Below are 17,395 nucleotides of genomic sequence, written 5' to 3' on the forward strand. Positions count from 1 at the left end.
ACATATATTTGAATTAAATATTAGAAATCAACTGCCAATGAAAATTGATATGTTCTGGGTAATCCAGCATAAGCACTGTTATTTGCGGTGCCTCCGTTAATTGAGGATGGATATACAGACATCCAATAATGTTTATTGGTTACATTATTGACATTAAATCGTGCTGCAAGTGGGGTGTTAAAGACATTGAAGGCGTAGCGCATCCCGACATCTGTCGTAAAATACCCCTTGGCAAAAGTGGTGTTGTAATTATTGGCAGCCCGACGATCTGTATAGTGAAGATTGATGTTGAATGCCATACCATACAGGATGTGATCTTTTGCGACAGGTAATTGGTAGTCAATCAGCAGGTTGGCCTGAACAGGTGGGACACCAACAATTTGTTTATGAGAGGTGGCAATATTTCCTGTTTTTCCCAATTGTGCATCAAGCCATGTAACACCTCCAAGAATAGATAGACTATCCCATATCTGTCCTGCGACCTGAAATTCAACCCCATAATTGCGCTGTTGTCCTGCGACGGCAAAAATATGGGTTGTTGGATTGATAAATGCATATGGACGTGTCATACGGAATGCCGCAACATTTAACCACAGGCGGTTGAATTTGACCTTATAGCCCACTTCATATTCTTCACTACGATAGGGAGCCATGATCTGGTTTGGATTAATTACTCCCGTCGCTGGGGCAATATCTCCCGCCTGCAGACTTCTTGCCCAAGTGAAATAGGCGGTATGACCTTCAAGAGGATGATAAATCAGGCTTGTTGTTGGACTAAATGCCGCATCATGGGAATTGTGTGCGGTTTTCTTTCCCTTCATGTTCCAGCTGTCATTGCTTAACCAGCTCCAGCTGAAAACACCCATAATGGCCCATTGTTGATTAAAATGGATTGTATCGCCTGCAATCAGGGCTTGTTGCTGGATTAAGGCCGATTGATAACGTCCCCATCCTTTTGGTCTATGACCCGGTAATGGACGAGGATTGTGTATGTTGCTGGTTCCAAGATTGATTGTTTCAGTATGAGTGGGATTGTAATTACCCCTCATATATCCATTGGTGCCCAAAACAAGTTCATGTTTTACAAAATCTGTATTTACTTCTCCATTCACATAGGCAAAATTGCTCCCTACCTGAAAAACGTTTGCCTGACCGGCTACCGAAATAGATTGTTGATAATCACCCTGGCTGTTTAGGAGTCGATTGTTGTTGTTGAACATCTCTCGTTTGGCATCCTGATAGAGCCCTCCCGCAGTAAATCTCCATTTTTTATTGATTTGGTGTTTGATTTTTCCGAGAAAGGTATTTGTTTCCGTATTAAAGCCGGCATATTTTTGCCCAAGATAGGCCTTGGCCATATTGGGTGCGGATGGCAGTTGAATGGAATTATCAAACGAAAAATTCGTCGCTGTTCCCCTTTCATTATAGGTATAATGGCTGGCATCTATCTCAATAACGGTTTTGGAGGAAAGATGAATATCAAAATCACCACTGACCAGATTACGTTTTAACTGACTGTGTTCCACATAGGCGGTGCCTTCATCATGCAGAAGGTTTAAACGATATCCAAACCACCCATTTTTACCGACTCGACCAGACACATCCGCATATTCCGTCACGGCACCAATTGAATCGTAATTGATTGAAAGATGTTCCGTACGACGGTCAGTGGGACGTTTGAGCTGGTAACTGAAAATGCCGGCTGGATTTTGTGGGCCATACATAGCCCCGGCTAACCCGTTCAGAACCTGCAAATTTTCAAACATTTCCGTTGGATAGGGGGTGGTGGTTGTCATATTGAGCCCGTCAATACGGCTGTTTGCTGTTACGTCCCCCTCAAACCCCCTGGATTGCGGCCTGGCCATGCCTGCAGATCCACGGGCCTCGAGTTGTACGGAAGGAAGGTATTTCATTAGATCATTAACGTTTCTTGCCTGTTGATTGGCAATAACGTCATGAGGAACTGACATGATTGAAAAAGGTGCGTCTTCAGATTTCAAGGAACCCAAGGGGCCCAAGGTAACGTCTGGAGTACTCATTACCGCAACTGATCCGTCAGCCCTTCTTTGTCCCCTTACAGTAATTTTTTCGGATTTTTCATCATCTCTTTCCATATTGTTCGAGGTTGAAATCTTTTGTGCCATTGTTTGAAGAGGGAAAAGAAGAAGCAGAGGTAGAATATATTTTTGTTTTCTATTCATGTAAATTCTTCATGGATTAATAATTCAAGAAATTATTCTAATAATGGAAATGAATATGATATATTAATAGTAGGAAAACGACTAATTATACTTAGCCAAATGGCTATAAACAACCTAGTCATTATTCCAGATTTCTATAAGCTTTTGACTAATTGGTTCGATCTTGCGGAAGATGTAAATAATATTAAAACAATTATGCGTTTTATTTAACTTATACAATAAAGATCAAAACAATACAGATATAAACGTATTGGTTCATCAACCAAGGAAAAAAAATGTCTCATTTACTAACAAAATGGGAACCGGAAAATCAACAGTTTTGGGAAAAGCAAGGACGTGTTATTGCTTTACGGAATTTATGGATTTCCGTTCCTGCTCTTTTACTTGCTTTCGTTGTATGGCAATTATGGAGTGTCGTTGTTGTCTATCTACCAGAAGTTGGATTTAAATATACTCAAAATCAACTAATGCTTTTAACGGCATTGTCTGCATTGTCAGGGGCAACCCTGAGAATCATCTATGCCTTTATGGTTCCCATTTTTGGTGGAAGAAGATGGACGGTTTTTTCAACAGCCACCCTTTTGATTCCAACCATTGGTTTTGGTATATGCATACAAAATCCAAATACCAGTTTTGCAACAATGGTGATCTTGGCCCTGTTATGTGGATTTGGTGGGGCAAATTTCAGCTCCTCTATGGCAAATATCGGATATTTTTTCCCTAAATCAAGAAAGGGATTTGCCACGGGGGTAAATGCTGGACTGGGAAATCTTGGTGTACCGTTTGTACAATTTGTTACCTTGTGGGTCATTGGCATCAGTATCTTTGGTGTTTTGGGGGGTGGACCAGAAACACGTATTCATAACGGTCAGCAGAGTCTTGTCTGGTTACAGAATATCACCTATATTTGGGTACCTTTTATTGCGGTAACCGTTATCGCTGCCTGGTTTGGGATGAATGACCTTGCCACGGTCAAGGCATCTTTTTCAGAGCAATCAATAATTTTCAAGCGTAAACATACCTGGGTTGCCTGTTTGCTTTATCTGGGTACATTTGGATCCTTTATCGGTTTTTCAGCGGCATTGCCCCTGTTGATAAAGCATGAATTCGTTAATGTTAATCCTATAAAATACGCTTTTTTAGGTCCTTTGCTGGGGTCCATATTTAGAGTTGTTGGGGGAATTGCCTCTGACAAATTCAAGGCGACACGGGTAACTCAAATCAGTTTCCTGGGTATGATTGTTTTTTCCTTATGTATCGTTTTTTTCATCTCAGCCCCGGAAGAATCAAGAAGTTTTGTCGGCTTCCTGATAAGTTTTATGATCCTGTTCATTTTTGTTGGATTGGGAAATGGATCTGTATTTGCCCAGGTTCCCGGAATATTCACAATATTTTACCAGAAATACCTTAAAAAACAAAAAGCTGAATCTGAAGAGCAGATGAATGAGGATGCTGCCAAGGAAACCGGTGCGGTTCTTGGTTTTATGGGGGCTATTGGTGCCTATGGTGGATTTATAATTCCAAAACTGTATGGAACCTCTTTAAGTTATACCGGATCGTATAATTTAGCTTTTTATATTTTTGTTGGATTTTACGTATTTTGCCTTTTGATAAATCGTTGGTACTACCTTCGCAAAAATGCGGAAATACGTTGTTAAGACAAATTTGATTTAGAATTTGGAAATTGATTATGAGCCATATATTAGATCGTTTAAACTTTTTTAAAAAAACGAAAAGCAGTTTTGCTGACGGGCATGGCGCTGTTGTTAACGAGGACAGAAAATGGGAAGACGCGTATAGACAACGTTGGCAACAGGATAAAATCGTAAGATCAACTCACGGTGTGAATTGCACCGGATCCTGCAGTTGGAAAATCTATGTTAAAAGTGGATTGATTACCTGGGAAACCCAACAGACAAATTATCCGAGAACTCGTGCGGATCTACCCAATCATGAACCCAGGGGATGTCCTCGCGGGGCATCTTACAGCTGGTATGTTTATTCTGCCCAACGTGTTAAATATCCAATGCTGCGTGGACAGCTGGCTAGATTATGGCGTGATGCACGTCAGAAGATGGATCCGATATCCGCCTGGGAATATATCAGTCAAACACCAGAATTGGCCAGTTCTTACAAGAAAAGACGTGGATTGGGCGGATTTGTCCGATCAACCTGGCGGGAAGTCAACGAGCTTGTTGCCGCGGCAAATAACTTTACCATCAAAAAATATGGTCCTGACCGTATTATTGGATTTTCTCCTATTCCGGCTATGTCGATGGTCAGCTACGCTTCCGGATCCCGTTATCTTTCTCTTATTGGGGGTGTTCCGCTATCTTTTTATGATTGGTATTGCGATCTGCCACCAGCAAGCCCACAAATATGGGGCGAGCAAACCGATGTTCCGGAATCAGCAGATTGGTATAATTCAACCTATTTACTAGTGTGGGGATCAAATATCCCCATGACTCGTACGCCAGACGCTCATTTTTATGCCGAAGTTCGTTATAAAGGTACAAAAACGGTCGCTGTTTCATCAGATTATGGTGAAATGGTAAAATTCAGTGATATATGGCTCTCTCCCAAACAAGGTACGGATGCTGCCTTATCCATGGCGATGGGACACGTAATCTTCAAAGAATTTCATCTAGATCGTCCCTCTGAATATTTTACGTCATATTGCCGTCAATATACAGATATGCCAATGCTGGTTATGCTTGATGAAAAGAATGGCCAACTGTTTCCCGGATATTTCTTACGTGCCAGTCATTTGGCAGATCAGCTTGATGAAAAAAACAATCCTGAATGGAAAACGCTTGTTATTGATGAATTGACGGGACAGATTGTAACCCCCAAAGGATCAATTGGTTTTCGCTGGGGTGAAACAGGTCAATGGAATCTTAAGGAACAGGATAGCAAAGGACAGACCGTTAAGGCCCAACTTAGTCTGCTGGGTAAGCATGATAATGTTGCGGAGGTTGTGTTCAATTATTTTGCTGGAGAAAGCAAAAATGAACAGATGCTCCGAAAGGTTCCGGTTAAAACCATTACCTTGGCTGATGGCAATCAGGTAAAGGTTACTACAGTTTTTGATTTAATGGCTGCCAATTACAGTATTGACCGTGGTCTAGGTGATGGCGCTAGAGATTATATGGATGATGTTCCCTATACTCCTAAATGGCAGGAAAAACATACTGGTGTAAAACCTGAATTGGTTATTCAGGTTGCTCGTGAATTTGCCCAAAATGCCGATAAAACTCATGGTAAAAGCATGGTCATTGTGGGTGCCGGATTAAATCACTGGTATCATATGGATATGTCCTATCGTGGCATTATCAACATGTTGATGCTTTGTGGATGTATAGGTCAAAGTGGAGGTGGCTGGTGCCATTATGTTGGTCAGGAAAAACTGAGGCCACAAACCGGTTGGGCTCCATTGGCATTTGGATTGGATTGGAATCGTCCATCTCGTCAGATGAACGGAACATCCTTCTTTTACAATCATACAAGTCAATGGCGTCATGAAAAGCTGGCTATCAATGAAGTTGCCTCACAAAATAGCCTGAGTGAATTTGAAGGTATGGCGCTGATTGATTGTAATGCCAAGGCTGAACGGATGGGATGGTTACCTTCTGCACCGCAATTGTCAATGAATCCGTTGACGTTGACACAAAATGCAATTGCTCAAAATAAAGATCCCATTGACTATGCGGTTGAAGGATTGAAATCAGGTGCAATTGACATGTCTTGTAATGACCCTGATAATCCAGCGAACTTTCCACGCAACATGTTTGTATGGCGTTCCAATATTCTTGGTTCTTCAGGTAAGGGACATGAATATTTCCTTAAATATCTTTTGGGTACTCAGAATGCAGTTTTAAGTGAAGAGCAAAATTGTATTAAACCGAAGGAAATCAAGGTAAGAGAAGCCGCAGAAGGTAAACTGGATCTTCTGGTCGTCTTGGATTTCCGTATGTCAACGACTTGTTTATATGCAGATGTAATTCTTCCGACGGCCACCTGGTACGAGAAAAATGACTTGAATACATCGGATATGCATCCCTTTATTCATCCTTTAAGCGAGGCTGTACAACCTTTATGGCAAAGTAAAAGTGATTGGGAGATTTTCAAAGGACTGGCTGGAAAATTTTCTGAACTCGCCGCAGGATATCTTGGAAATCAAAAAGATCTTGTCTTGACACCCTTAATGCATGACACTCCACAAGAGTTGGGACAGCCTTTTGACGTTAAAGACTGGAAAAAGGGTGAATGTGATCCTATTCCTGGTAAGACAATGCCAGCCATGAAAGTTATCGAGCGAAATTATGGAGCGATTTATGAACAGTTTACATCAATTGGTCCTTTACTTGAAAAACTCGGTAATGGTGGTAAAGGTATAAGTTGGGATACCAAGCATGAGGTTGATCAATTACGTAATTTAAACAAGGTTGTTGGTCAGGGTATTGCAAAGGGACAGCCGAGACTTGATACTGCTATTGATGCGGCTGAAATGATCCTGAATCTTGCTCCTGAAACAAATGGGCATATCGCTGTCAAGGCATGGGGAGCATTATCAAAAGTAACAGGTATTGACCATACGTATTTGGCCACTCCTCGTGAACATGATTCCATTCGTTTTCGTGATATACAGGTTCAGCCACGTAAGATTATATCTTCCCCAACCTGGTCAGGCCTGGAAAGTGAAACGGTAAGTTACAATGCTGGTTATACAAATGTTCATGAATTGATTCCTTGGAGAACCCTGACCGGTCGGCAGCAGTTTTATCAGGATCATCAATGGATGCGTGCATTTGGTGAAATGTTGTGTGTCTATCGTCCAGCGGTTGACTTGAAAACAACTCAAAAGGTTTTGGGACAGCATGGTAACGGAAATCCAGAAATAGTCCTGAATTTTATCACACCACATCAAAAATGGGGCATTCATAGTACTTACTCCGATAATTTACGGATGTTGACATTATCGCGTGGCGGGCCACATGTCTGGCTTTCCGAAATTGATGCACAAAAGGCTGGTATCATTGATAATGACTGGATTGAGGTTTTCAATCTAAATGGAACTTTAACGGCCAGAGCAATTGTAAGTCAGCGTGTTCCAGAAGGAATGACCTTGATGTATCATGCTCAGGAAAAGATCATCAATGTTCCCGGTGCAGAAGTTTCAAAAAAACGCGGCGGCATTCATAATTCGGTAACAAGAACAGTCTTAAAACCGACACATATGATTGGCGGTTATGCGCAATATTCCTATGGTTTTAACTATTATGGAACAGTTGGTTCAAATCGTGATGAATTTGTTGTTGTCCGTAAAATGAAGCATGTCGATTGGCTTGAAGAGACTGTTAGCGTTAATTACCCAAAAGTTGAGGCATAAGAGATTACCAATGAAAATTAGAGCTCAAATTGGCATGGTGTTGAATCTGGATAAATGCATAGGATGCCATACTTGTTCCGTGACATGTAAAAATGTATGGACCAGTCGAGATGGTGTTGAATATGCATGGTTCAATAACGTTGAATCAAAACCAGGGGTTGGATATCCCAAGGAATGGGAAAACCAGGATAAATATAATGGTGGATGGGTTTTAAAAGGTGGCAAGTTGCGTCCCCGTCAGGGTGGCAAGTTGCACATTATGGCAAATATATTTGCCAATCCCAATCTTCCGCAAATTGATGATTATTATGAACCCTTTACATATGATTATGAACGTTTGCAAAATTCTCCGGATGTAAAAACCCCCCCTGTTGCCCGACCAGTTTCGGTCCTAACCGGACAAAAAATGGAAAAAATACATTGGGGACCAAACTGGGAGGATGATCTTGGTGGAGAGTTTTCAAAGCGTGCAAAAGACAAGCTTTTTGATGGTATTCAAAAGGATATGCTGTCAACTTTTGAAAATACATTTCTTATGTATTTACCAAGATTGTGCGAGCATTGTTTAAATCCAGCCTGTGTTGCAAGTTGTCCTTCAGGTTCAATTTATAAACGTGAGGATGACGGTATTGTCCTGATAGATCAGGATAAATGTCGCGGCTGGAGGATGTGTGTCTCGGGTTGTCCCTACAAAAAGATATATTTTAACTGGGTTTCTGGTAAAGCAGAAAAATGTATATTCTGTTATCCACGTATTGAAGGTGGACAGCCAACCGTTTGTTCCGAAACATGTGTAGGGCGTATTCGTTACCTGGGTGTTTTACTTTATGATGCAGATAAAATTAAAGAGGCTGCATCTACGGAAGATATCCAGAATTTGTATGAATCCCAACTTGATGTTTTTTTAGATCCCAATGATCCGGCAATTATTGCGGAAGCTCTTAAACAGGGTATACCCCAAAGCTGGCTGGATGCGGCAAGAAATTCACCGGTCTATAAAATGGCGGTAGAATGGAAAGTTGCTTTCCCCCTGCATCCAGAATACCGCACCTTACCAATGGTTTGGTATATTCCACCTTTATCGCCTATTCAGTCTGCAGTAGCGAATGGCATGATTGGCAAGAATGGAATTATTCCTGGTATTAAGGATTTACGTATTCCAATTCGCTATTTGGCTAATTTGCTTACGGCGGGGAAAGAAGAACCCATTATTAATGCCTTGGAAAACATGATCGCGATGCGTCGTTATATGCGTAGCAAGTCTGTTGATCAATGTCCTGATCGTTCTGTCTTGAAAGATACGGCTTTGACTGAAGTCCAGATTGAAGAAATGTATCAGATTATGGCGATTGCGAATTATGAAGATCGTTTTGTCATTCCATCATCCCACAAGGAAATGGTTGAAAACGCATTCCAGGATAAGGCTTCCTGTGGATTTACTTTCGGGAATGGATGCTCTGACGGGGTGAATAAGGCAAGTCTTTTTGGCAAAAAGGTTTCTCCAATTATCTTTCACGACGCTGTAGAGGATCGTGAACAGAACAAGGCAAAAGAAAGCAATAGCTGATGGAAATTTTCAAGATACTTTCAGTTTTATTATGTTATCCAGAGCAAGAATTGGTTGATGCACTCCCTTCAATTTTGGGACGTTTAAAAACGCTTGAGATTGAATGGAGCTTGCTTTCTCCCTTATTGGAACATTTGCAAGAAAAAGATTTGATTGATTTGCAAGAAGAGTATGTTTCACTTTTCGATCGTAATCCATCATGTTCATTGCATTTATTTGAGCATATTCACGGTGAGGACCGTCTAAGGGGGCAAGCACTAGTCAATCTCATGTCAGAATATAAGGCAAACGGTTATGATATTTCAGTAATTGATGAATTACCAGATTATTTGCCTTTATTTTTAGAGTTTTTATCTGTCTGTAATGAAGGTGAAGCAAAGGATTTACTGGCGGCATCAATTGACGTGATTGATCACATCGGATCAAAATTGCGGGAAAGTCAGTCTGTCTATGCGGGTATTTTCACTTTACTTGTTAATTATTCTTCTGTTCAACCTCAACCTTTAAAAGTTCCCCCAGTTAAAGATATGGAGGAGGCAATGGAGAAATTTGGCCCAAATATTGAGGGAGTTGAACCTCTTTTACAAACGAATGCCTGTAATCTCTGTTCTGTAGACAATAAAAATAAAGGGGCAAGTCATGCATTATCTCGATAAATTTATTTTTGGAATTTATCCGTATATCGTATTAACAATTTTTGTTGTTGGATGCTTGGTACGTTTTGAACGTGAACAATATTCATGGAAAAGTGATTCCAGCCAGATTTTATATCGTGGACAATTAAGATTTGGAAATATCTGTTTTCATATTGGTATTTTAGGTCTGTTTTTTGGGCATCTTTTCGGTCTTTTAACACCCATCTGGGTTTGGGATACACTGGGAGTTACCCATTCAGCAAAACAGATTTTCGCCATGATGGCTGGCGGCATCATGGGCAGTATCTGTTTGGTTGGGATTTTGATCCTTATTCACAGAAGATTTGCTTCAGCCCGTATATTGGCAAATAGTACCTGGCGTGATAAATTGTTGTTGGTCTGGTTATTATTGACTTTGTTACTTGGTTTATCAACAATTTTTGTTTCGGCTCAGCATACGGACGGTCATGAAATGGTTCAACTTATGACATGGGTGCAGCATACAATTACCTTTCAAGGTGATGCCGTGGCTTATATCATGAATGCGTCACCAATCTTCAAATTCCATCTTTTTATGGGAATGACGGTATTTGCTATTTTCCCATTTACCCGTTTGGTTCATGTATTTAGTGGCTTTGCCATGGTCAGTTATGTAACTCGACGCTGGCAGTTGGTAAGACCACGTTCATGAACGTGAAGATGTGAACTGATGAAAAATCCCAAAATACTGGAATTAAGATTGCTTAAACTATTGGCTGTTGTTCTGGCTTGTTTTGGATTTTTTCATTCCGTTCAGGCAAAAGAGATTGTTGTTTCTGCGGCGGTTAGTTTAAGCGATGCTTTTAAAGATATAGCTAAAATCTATGAAACATCGCACCCTCAGGATAAAATTTTATTTAATTTTGGTTCTTCGGGCAGTCTGTTAAATCAAATAGCACAGGGTGCCCCGGTTGATCTTTTTGCATGTGCCGATGAAAGCACAATGGATATGGCAGAGCAAAAAGGATTGATTCTTCCTGGATCAAGACAGGATTTTATTAATAATCATTTGGTTCTTGTGACTTTTATTCATAACAAGTTACAGATACGTGAACTGGCAGATTTAGATAAACCCTTGATTAAGTGGATCGCGTTGGGACAAGTTGTAACTGTTCCAGCGGGTCGTTATACAAAACATGCATTGCAGGCTGCAGGTTTATGGCATAAATTACAAGATAAATTCATTCCTGCGCAAAATGTCCGTCAGGTTCTGGATTATGTTGCCCGTAATGAAGTGGATGTCGGTTTTGTTTATGAAAGTGATGCAAAACTTTTTTCAGATAAAGTTAAAATACTTTATCGGGTTCCTTTGCCAAAACCCGTTCAGTACCCAGTTGCCTTGGTTAAAAATACTCAAAACCCAAATCAGGCTAAGGCATTCATGGACCTGTTATTTTCAGTTAAAGGTCAGAGAATTTTTAGACAATACGGTTTTGCTGTTCGGTAATTGTTCATGGGAATAAATTTTACCTGGCCGGCTCTTTTTCTATCCTTGAAAATTGCCGTTTTCGCAGTCGCGATCAATATGTTTCTGGCAATACCTGCAGGATATTTTATTGCTCGATATCGTTTTTATGGTAAGGAATTTTTAGATATTGTCTTTACATTGCCAATGGTTATGCCGCCGACTGTATTGGGATACTATTTGTTAGTATTATTTGGACAGCATGGTTGGATAGGACAAATATTGGGAAAATATTTTCATCTTAGTCTTATATTTACGTGGCAGGGGGCTGTTTTAGCCGCTATTGTCGTGACTTTTCCCTTGATATTCAAACCTGCCAGAAGTGCCTTTGAATCAATTAATCCTTGTTATGAACAGGCTGCACGGGTATTGACTATTTCTGATATGGCGATTTTTTTCCGTATAACCCTACCTTTGGCTTGGCGTGGTATTATGGCAGGTTTATTACTGGCATTTGCCAGAGCTTTGGGAGAATTTGGTGCAACCCTGATGATTGCCGGAAATATTCCCGGAAAAACGCAAACCCTATCTTTAGCAATCTATGAAGCCGTTGAGGCGGGACAGGATCATGTCGCAAATATATCCGTCTTGATTTTATCCGCTGTTTGCATTTTTGTTTTATTTATGGCTAAACGGCTGAATATTACGCATAATTCAATTAATTGATCATGATATTTCAAATAAATCTCAAAAAATTAATGAAAAATCATCATCATATGTTTCAGCTCAATGTTGATTTTTATTCTCAAAATCGTTCAGTGGTGATATTTGGCCCATCTGGATCTGGAAAAACAACATTGCTTAAAATAATAGCGGGATTAAATTCACCAGATTGCGGGTTGATAAAAATTAATAATAAAATCTTTTTTGATCAGAAACGTAAAATCAATCTGGTCCCCCAGAAGAGAAAACTTGCTTATCTTTTCCAAGGTTATAGTCTTTTTCCGCATTTAACAGTCAAACAGAATATTTCCTTCTCACTTGTCAAGGGAATATTTAATCCCCGTGTCAGTCAGGATTTTGCAATTGTTAAGGACTGGATGAATCGCTTGGAAATCCTGAACTATGCTGAATATTATCCATATCAATTGTCGGGGGGGCAACAACAGCGGGTTGCATTGGCCAGAGCATTGGTTGCGCAACCCGATTTGTTGTTACTAGATGAACCGTTTTCAATGCTTGATAGTCGCTTGCGACGCAAATTGCGGTGTGAAATAAGAGATATTCAACAACGGTTACAATGCTTGATGATGGTTATATCGCACGATGATGAGGATGTAGAGTGTTTTGGTGAGGATATCTTACATTTGGGAAAAAATAGTAATTATTAGATGAATTAATAAATAATAGTTTGATTGTATTTTATCTATAATGATTTTTTAGAAATATTTAAGTCTTTTTTTTGATTTTTAAACACATATATAAAATTCATAACTACAAAGTCTTTATTGCAATTATGACGTGGCTGAGCTTCTGATGCTGATTGATAAATTTGGTAGAACAATTGATTATTTAAGAATTTCTGTTACGGATCGCTGTAATTTAAGATGTTCTTATTGTATTCCGAAAGGATTTAATGATTTTGAAACTCCAGACCATTGGCTCACTTTTGATGAATTAATGCGTGTTGTTCGTGCGTTTGTAAGATTAGGTACAAAACGTTTTCGCTTGACTGGTGGTGAACCGTTGGTTCGCAAAAACCTAACAGATCTGGTGCATCGAATTAAAAAAATTGATGAGGTGGAGGATTTATCCATTACAACGAATGGAACCTTGCTGACATCCCATGCCAAATCATTGTTTGAGGCTGGCTTAGATCGTTTGAACATAAGTCTTGACTCCTTGAATCGTAAAAATATAGAGGATATTACAGGTCTGGATTGTCTAGAGCAGGTTATGGAGGGTCTGCGAACAGCAAAACAACTGGGTTTTCATAAAATAAAGATTAACATGGTTGTATTGCCAGACAAGAATATGGCAGAAATTGAACGAATGCTCGAATTTTGTATTGAACACGGGTTTATTCTGTGTTTGATTGAAGTCATGCCAATGGGAAAAACCGGGCAAAATATGACAACTGTCTCGCTACAACCCATTATACAAGAATTAAGGAAACATTACGATTTGCGTTCAACGATGAAGATAATAGGAAATGGTCCGGCGCGTTACTGGGAAACATCAACAGGTAATGTATGTCTAGGATTAATTACACCGTTATCACAGCATTTTTGTGCGACATGCAATCGGGTTAGATTGTCGGTTGATGGAACCCTTTATATGTGTTTGGGACAGGATAACAACTTTGCGTTAAGGCCGTTATTAAGAAATCATTGTAGTGATAAAGAACTGGATCAGGCCATTCAAGAAGCGATAGAACTAAAGCCAAAAGAACATGATTTTTTAAAACAGCCCAATAAAATTATGCGTATTATGTCAAAGACAGGGGGATAGGTTGACAGTCCTATTTTTTAGGTAAAAGAGCTTTTACGACTTTTTCATCTGTTTCAATCCTGGGTCCACCAATTACATCGATACACATTGGAACCGCGGCAAATACTCCATGTATAAGAACCTTGCCATCTTGATCTTTTACCCCTTCCAACGTTTCACGAATGGCATTCGGACGTCCGGGCAGGTTTAGTATCAGGCTTTTTTTACGGATTACGCCCACTTGTCGTGACAGAATGGCGGTTGGTACGAAATATAAACTGACTTGACGCATTTGCTCACCAAAACCGGGCATAACCTTATCTGCGATGGCCAGAGTTGCATCAGGTGTCACATCTCGGATGTAAGGGCCTGTACCGCCCGTGGTTAAAACAAGGGGACAATCTTGATGATCGACTAGATCAATTAATGTTTTTTCAATCAGATCCTGTTCATCAGGAATTAAATGCTCAATATATTGTTTTTCGTTAAGAACCGCTTTATCCAGCCAATTTTTCAAGGCAGGTAAACCTTTATCTTCATATATACCCTGACTGGCTCTATCACTGACAGAAACCAAACCAATTTTTATTGCTGTCATTTTATATTTTCCTATCAATAAAGACTAAAGAGAATAGTCAAGTGGATAAATTTTTATAAAGTTTCCTTTATGAACAGGGGTATTTTCCGGAATTTCTGCCAATCCATTTGCCTGGGAAAATGTTGCCAACATGGCAGAACCCTGATTATTTAAAAGACTAACATGAGCAGGTGATTGAGAATAATCAACCCGCACCCGTAAAAACTCCCGTCTTGCTTGGGTTTTCCTTTTTTCAAATTGGGCTTGAGCAAGAATAGTTTTTGGCAGGCAATTCTGTAATGTTTCGCCGGCAAGATGTCGTAAAGCGGGAATAACAAGTTGTTGAAAGGTGACGAGGGTGCTGACAGGATTACCGGGTAACATAAAGAATATTTTGCTATTGATTTGTCCCCAGGCAAAAGGTTTGCCGGGTTTAATGGCAAGTTTCCAGAAAATGAGTTGGCCAAGCTGTTGTAAGGCGGCATGAACGTGATCCTCTTCACCAACCGAAACTCCACCAGATGAGATAATGATGTCTGCTTCTTTACCGGCTTTTTTTAATGCGATTTCAGTTTTATCCCGATTATCGGGAAGAATGCCTGCATCAATGACATGATGTCCTGTTTTTTGAAGCCAGGTTAGCAAAAGATAACGGTTTGCATCAAAAATCTTGCCAGAAGATAGAGGCTGACCTGGGTTGATCAATTCATTTCCTGTGGAATAAACCCAAATGGTTAAAGGTTTATATATTTTGACATTTTGATAGCCTTGACTTGCCAGTAAGGCAACACTTGCGGGCGTAAGCCTATGGCCTTGTGTAAGCAGTATATCACCTTTTTTTAGTTCTTCCCCTTGATAGCGTATATTTTGTCCTTTTTTGATCTGCAAGGTAAGAGTTAGGGTGTTGTTTTCAATTTTTGTATTTTCTTGCTGGATTACAGCGCTGGTTCCGGGGGGAATTGGAGCTCCGGTAAAAATTCGGGCGGCTTCACCAGTTTGAAGGGTGGCATTGGACAGGGGATCTCCTGCTGCAATCCGGTTTGTAATTTGCCATTCAGAACATTGACAAGGATCACCACCCAGAGCATAGCCATCCATGGCACTATTGCTGAAAAAAGGTGTGTCATATTGAACATAAATATTTTCAGCAAGAACTAGATGATTTGCCTTTAAAAGAGGATAATCTTCTATGGGTTGTTTAATAGAGGTTCTTTGCAGAAGTTCTTCAAGGGCCTCATCATAGTTTTTTAGCATGGTGCCTGCCTTGTTGATAACGGGTTAATGTGTCAAGGTCGTTAATATTGGTAAATTCATGTTCATCATGAAAATTCACTTTTATATTTGGGTGTGCAGATATCCATGATTTAAGGCTATAATGCTGATGATTTAAATGATTGGCAAGATAGTCATTCGTACAGGGTTTGCATAAGAAGATACTTGGATGAATCTGTTTTGGTGTCGCTGCGTACGCAATTAGCAAGTCTGGATTTGATATCAATGCGTGATAAAGTGAGGAAACTAGATTCGCGGGTAAAAAGGGAGTGTCGCAGGGAACAACCAATATGTAATCTGTATGAGCGGGAATAAAAGAATAAAGACTGACAATGCCAGCCAGGGGACCTTTTCCTTTCCATTGGGGGAGATCCTGGTAGACTGGAAAACCAAAAGATTGATAAGTTTCAATATGATTGTTTGCGCTTATCAAAATGTTTTGAACATGCGGTTGAATACGTTGGATAACATGATTGACAAGGGAATGACTATTAAGAGAAAGCAATCCTTTGTTTTGACGTCCTACACGTCGACCTTCCCCACCTGCCAGAATAAAGGCGGCAATATTTTTATCATTCATGACTGGACCATCGTTCTTTTTCTTTTAAATCGTATGATTTAGCCCTGACCCATCTTGACTGTCCGTTTCTAAAAAATTCTTTTTTCCAGAATGGAGCTTCTGATTTTAAATAATCCATTATGAATTCAGCGGCTTCAAATGCAGCCTTTCTATGACTGGCCGCTGTCAGAACCAAAACGATTTCTTCTCCTACCCGTAAATTTCCCACGCGGTGTATAACCTGACAACCCTGTATATCCCATCGTTTTTTTGCCAAATGAATTATTCGTTCAATTTCTTGTTCAGTTACAGACGGAAAATGTTCAAGATAAAGATAATCAAGCGGTTCTTTTTCATCAAACCCCCTGACGATACCGGTAAAGCTGACAATTGCGCCGCAATTGAAAGCGTGAATCTTTTTTCGGAATTCCTCTTGTGAAAAAGGTTGGGTTTGTATTTTGACAGAGAACAATTCAACCTCCTGTAACAGGAGGTAGAATGGCAACTTCATCATCAGGATGAAGGGGGGTGGGTTGATAGATAATGCGTTGATTAATGGCCAGGCGGAAAATGTTTTCTTCTGCCAAGGCGTCCGACCAAGAGGCATTGCGGCTTCTTAAAAAATTAAGTAAATCTTGTGAATTACCGTTGTCCCAGGTAATTTCTTCCTCTTCAATTTGTAAAATATCTTTAAGAAAACCAAAATAACGGATTTTTATCATATTATATATATAGCATCTGCTAGAATGAGTTTAAAGATTAATATAGGAAGAATATCATGAGTAAATTGACGCATTTTGATGAGTCTGGGCAAGCTCACATGGTTGATGTCGCAGATAAGAAAATCTCGAAAAGAACTGCCATGGCTGGGGGGTCAATCCAGATGTCTCAGGAAGCTTTTGAACTTTTGAAAAAAGGAAACAGTCATAAGGGTGACATACTAGGTATAGCAAGAATTGCCGCCATACAGGGCAGCAAACAGACTTCAAATTTGATCCCTTTATGTCATCCATTATCGCTAAATCATCTAAAAGTGGAATTTGAATTGGAAGAAAGCAAACATATTGTGCATATGCGGGTTACTGTTGATACAGAGGGCAAAACAGGAGTTGAAATGGAAGCGTTGACAGGGGTTTCTGTAGGATTGTTAACCGTTTATGATATGCTTAAAGCGGTAGATAAAAGAATGGTCATGCATAACATTCATCTTGTTTTTAAAAAGGGTGGGAAAAGCGGAGAATTTAATTTTTAAATTTTATAA

The 17,395-nt window shown here is 39.9% G+C and carries 16 protein-coding genes; 10 read left to right on the forward strand and 6 right to left on the reverse strand.

Going from position 1 to position 17,395, the window contains the following annotated elements:
* Nucleotides 1-20 precede the first annotated feature (20 nt).
* Nucleotides 21-2,201 (reverse strand): TonB-dependent siderophore receptor, encoded by a 2,181-nt coding sequence (locus tag H3T44_RS06820; protein WP_198196694.1) that lies wholly within the window; start codon nt 2,199-2,201, stop codon nt 21-23.
* 275 nt (nt 2,202-2,476) lie between these two features.
* Here H3T44_RS06820 and H3T44_RS06825 point away from each other — a divergent pair, with 275 nt between their 5' ends.
* From H3T44_RS06825 to moaA, 9 genes are all read left to right on the forward strand, one after another.
* Nucleotides 2,477-3,859, forward strand: a complete 1,383-nt coding sequence (locus H3T44_RS06825) for a NarK family nitrate/nitrite MFS transporter (RefSeq protein ID WP_122124151.1) — start codon at nt 2,477-2,479, stop codon at nt 3,857-3,859.
* Between the two features lie 32 nt (nt 3,860-3,891).
* Nucleotides 3,892-7,590 carry a nitrate reductase subunit alpha gene (locus H3T44_RS06830; RefSeq protein ID WP_198196696.1) on the forward strand — a complete coding sequence of 1,233 codons (3,699 nt, stop codon included), beginning with the start codon at nt 3,892-3,894 and terminating at the stop codon, nt 7,588-7,590.
* A 10-nt stretch (nt 7,591-7,600) separates the two neighbouring features.
* The gene (narH, locus tag H3T44_RS06835) at nt 7,601-9,157 is read left to right on the forward strand and encodes a nitrate reductase subunit beta (protein ID WP_198196698.1); all 1,557 of its coding nucleotides are present in this window, start codon (nt 7,601-7,603) and stop codon (nt 9,155-9,157) included.
* Nucleotides 9,157-9,813, forward strand: a complete 657-nt coding sequence (narJ, locus tag H3T44_RS06840; RefSeq protein WP_155567413.1) for a nitrate reductase molybdenum cofactor assembly chaperone — start codon at nt 9,157-9,159, stop codon at nt 9,811-9,813. The genes narH and narJ overlap by 1 nt, the downstream gene beginning before the upstream one ends.
* A complete protein-coding gene (gene narI, locus H3T44_RS06845; RefSeq protein ID WP_155569702.1) occupies nt 9,797-10,483 on the forward strand; it encodes a respiratory nitrate reductase subunit gamma in 687 nt (228 codons plus the stop codon). Before narJ ends, narI begins: the two co-directional genes overlap by 17 nt.
* Before the next feature lie 18 nt (nt 10,484-10,501).
* Nucleotides 10,502-11,278, forward strand: a complete 777-nt coding sequence (gene modA / locus H3T44_RS06850; RefSeq protein WP_198196700.1) for a molybdate ABC transporter substrate-binding protein — start codon at nt 10,502-10,504, stop codon at nt 11,276-11,278.
* A gap of 6 nt (nt 11,279-11,284) precedes the next feature.
* Nucleotides 11,285-11,962: a molybdate ABC transporter permease subunit gene (gene modB, locus H3T44_RS06855; RefSeq protein WP_198185058.1), complete on the forward strand. Its 678-nt coding sequence runs from the start codon at nt 11,285-11,287 to the stop codon at nt 11,960-11,962.
* A gap of 50 nt (nt 11,963-12,012) precedes the next feature.
* Nucleotides 12,013-12,627 carry an ABC transporter ATP-binding protein gene (locus H3T44_RS06860; protein WP_232347557.1) on the forward strand — a complete coding sequence of 205 codons (615 nt, stop codon included), beginning with the start codon at nt 12,013-12,015 and terminating at the stop codon, nt 12,625-12,627.
* Nucleotides 12,628-12,757: 130 nt separating this feature from the next.
* Nucleotides 12,758-13,747 carry a GTP 3',8-cyclase MoaA gene (gene moaA, locus H3T44_RS06865; protein ID WP_347400807.1) on the forward strand — a complete coding sequence of 330 codons (990 nt, stop codon included), beginning with the start codon at nt 12,758-12,760 and terminating at the stop codon, nt 13,745-13,747.
* 10 nt (nt 13,748-13,757) lie between these two features.
* Here the strand turns inward: moaA and mog are convergent, their stop codons facing one another.
* From mog to H3T44_RS06890, 5 genes are read right to left on the reverse strand one after another with little or no spacing between them, the layout of a single operon-like run.
* Nucleotides 13,758-14,324, reverse strand: coding sequence for a molybdopterin adenylyltransferase (mog, locus tag H3T44_RS06870; protein WP_155569698.1), 567 nt, complete (start codon nt 14,322-14,324; stop codon nt 13,758-13,760).
* 24 nt (nt 14,325-14,348) lie between these two features.
* Entirely contained in the window at nt 14,349-15,557 is a 1,209-nt protein-coding gene (gene glp / locus H3T44_RS06875) for a gephyrin-like molybdotransferase Glp (protein ID WP_198196704.1), read from the reverse strand.
* Nucleotides 15,541-16,155, reverse strand: coding sequence for a molybdenum cofactor guanylyltransferase MobA (gene mobA, locus H3T44_RS06880; protein ID WP_198196706.1), 615 nt, complete (start codon nt 16,153-16,155; stop codon nt 15,541-15,543). The genes glp and mobA overlap by 17 nt, the downstream gene beginning before the upstream one ends.
* Nucleotides 16,148-16,606 (reverse strand): molybdenum cofactor biosynthesis protein MoaE, encoded by a 459-nt coding sequence (locus tag H3T44_RS06885; RefSeq protein WP_155567408.1) that lies wholly within the window; start codon nt 16,604-16,606, stop codon nt 16,148-16,150. The genes mobA and H3T44_RS06885 overlap by 8 nt, the downstream gene beginning before the upstream one ends.
* A 1-nt stretch (nt 16,607) precedes the next feature.
* Nucleotides 16,608-16,856: a MoaD/ThiS family protein gene (locus H3T44_RS06890; RefSeq protein WP_110439136.1), complete on the reverse strand. Its 249-nt coding sequence runs from the start codon at nt 16,854-16,856 to the stop codon at nt 16,608-16,610.
* Between the two features lie 56 nt (nt 16,857-16,912).
* Here H3T44_RS06890 and moaC point away from each other — a divergent pair, with 56 nt between their 5' ends.
* Nucleotides 16,913-17,386 (forward strand): cyclic pyranopterin monophosphate synthase MoaC, encoded by a 474-nt coding sequence (moaC, locus tag H3T44_RS06895; RefSeq protein ID WP_122124141.1) that lies wholly within the window; start codon nt 16,913-16,915, stop codon nt 17,384-17,386.
* The last annotated feature ends 9 nt before the right edge of the window (nt 17,387-17,395 follow it).

The sequence above is a fragment of the Commensalibacter sp. M0355 genome (genome assembly GCF_016101365.1).
Classification (GTDB): domain Bacteria; phylum Pseudomonadota; class Alphaproteobacteria; order Acetobacterales; family Acetobacteraceae; genus Commensalibacter; species Commensalibacter melissae.

Excerpts from the sequence above, each read along its gene's own strand:
- H3T44_RS06820 (WP_198196694.1), bottom strand. The coding sequence starts at position 2,201 with ATGAATAGAAAACAAAAATATATTCTACCTCTGCTTCTTCTTTTCCCT.
- H3T44_RS06825 (WP_122124151.1), top strand. The coding sequence starts at position 2,477 with ATGTCTCATTTACTAACAAAATGGGAACCGGAAAATCAACAGTTTTGG.
- H3T44_RS06830 (WP_198196696.1), top strand. The coding sequence starts at position 3,892 with ATGAGCCATATATTAGATCGTTTAAACTTTTTTAAAAAAACGAAAAGC.
- narH (WP_198196698.1), top strand. The coding sequence starts at position 7,601 with ATGAAAATTAGAGCTCAAATTGGCATGGTGTTGAATCTGGATAAATGC.
- narJ (WP_155567413.1), top strand. The coding sequence starts at position 9,157 with ATGGAAATTTTCAAGATACTTTCAGTTTTATTATGTTATCCAGAGCAA.
- narI (WP_155569702.1), top strand. The coding sequence starts at position 9,797 with ATGCATTATCTCGATAAATTTATTTTTGGAATTTATCCGTATATCGTA.
- modA (WP_198196700.1), top strand. The coding sequence starts at position 10,502 with ATGAAAAATCCCAAAATACTGGAATTAAGATTGCTTAAACTATTGGCT.
- modB (WP_198185058.1), top strand. The coding sequence starts at position 11,285 with ATGGGAATAAATTTTACCTGGCCGGCTCTTTTTCTATCCTTGAAAATT.
- H3T44_RS06860 (WP_232347557.1), top strand. The coding sequence starts at position 12,013 with ATGTTTCAGCTCAATGTTGATTTTTATTCTCAAAATCGTTCAGTGGTG.
- mog (WP_155569698.1), bottom strand. The coding sequence starts at position 14,324 with ATGACAGCAATAAAAATTGGTTTGGTTTCTGTCAGTGATAGAGCCAGT.
- glp (WP_198196704.1), bottom strand. The coding sequence starts at position 15,557 with ATGCTAAAAAACTATGATGAGGCCCTTGAAGAACTTCTGCAAAGAACC.
- mobA (WP_198196706.1), bottom strand. The coding sequence starts at position 16,155 with ATGAATGATAAAAATATTGCCGCCTTTATTCTGGCAGGTGGGGAAGGT.
- H3T44_RS06890 (WP_110439136.1), bottom strand. The coding sequence starts at position 16,856 with ATGATAAAAATCCGTTATTTTGGTTTTCTTAAAGATATTTTACAAATT.
- moaC (WP_122124141.1), top strand. The coding sequence starts at position 16,913 with ATGAGTAAATTGACGCATTTTGATGAGTCTGGGCAAGCTCACATGGTT.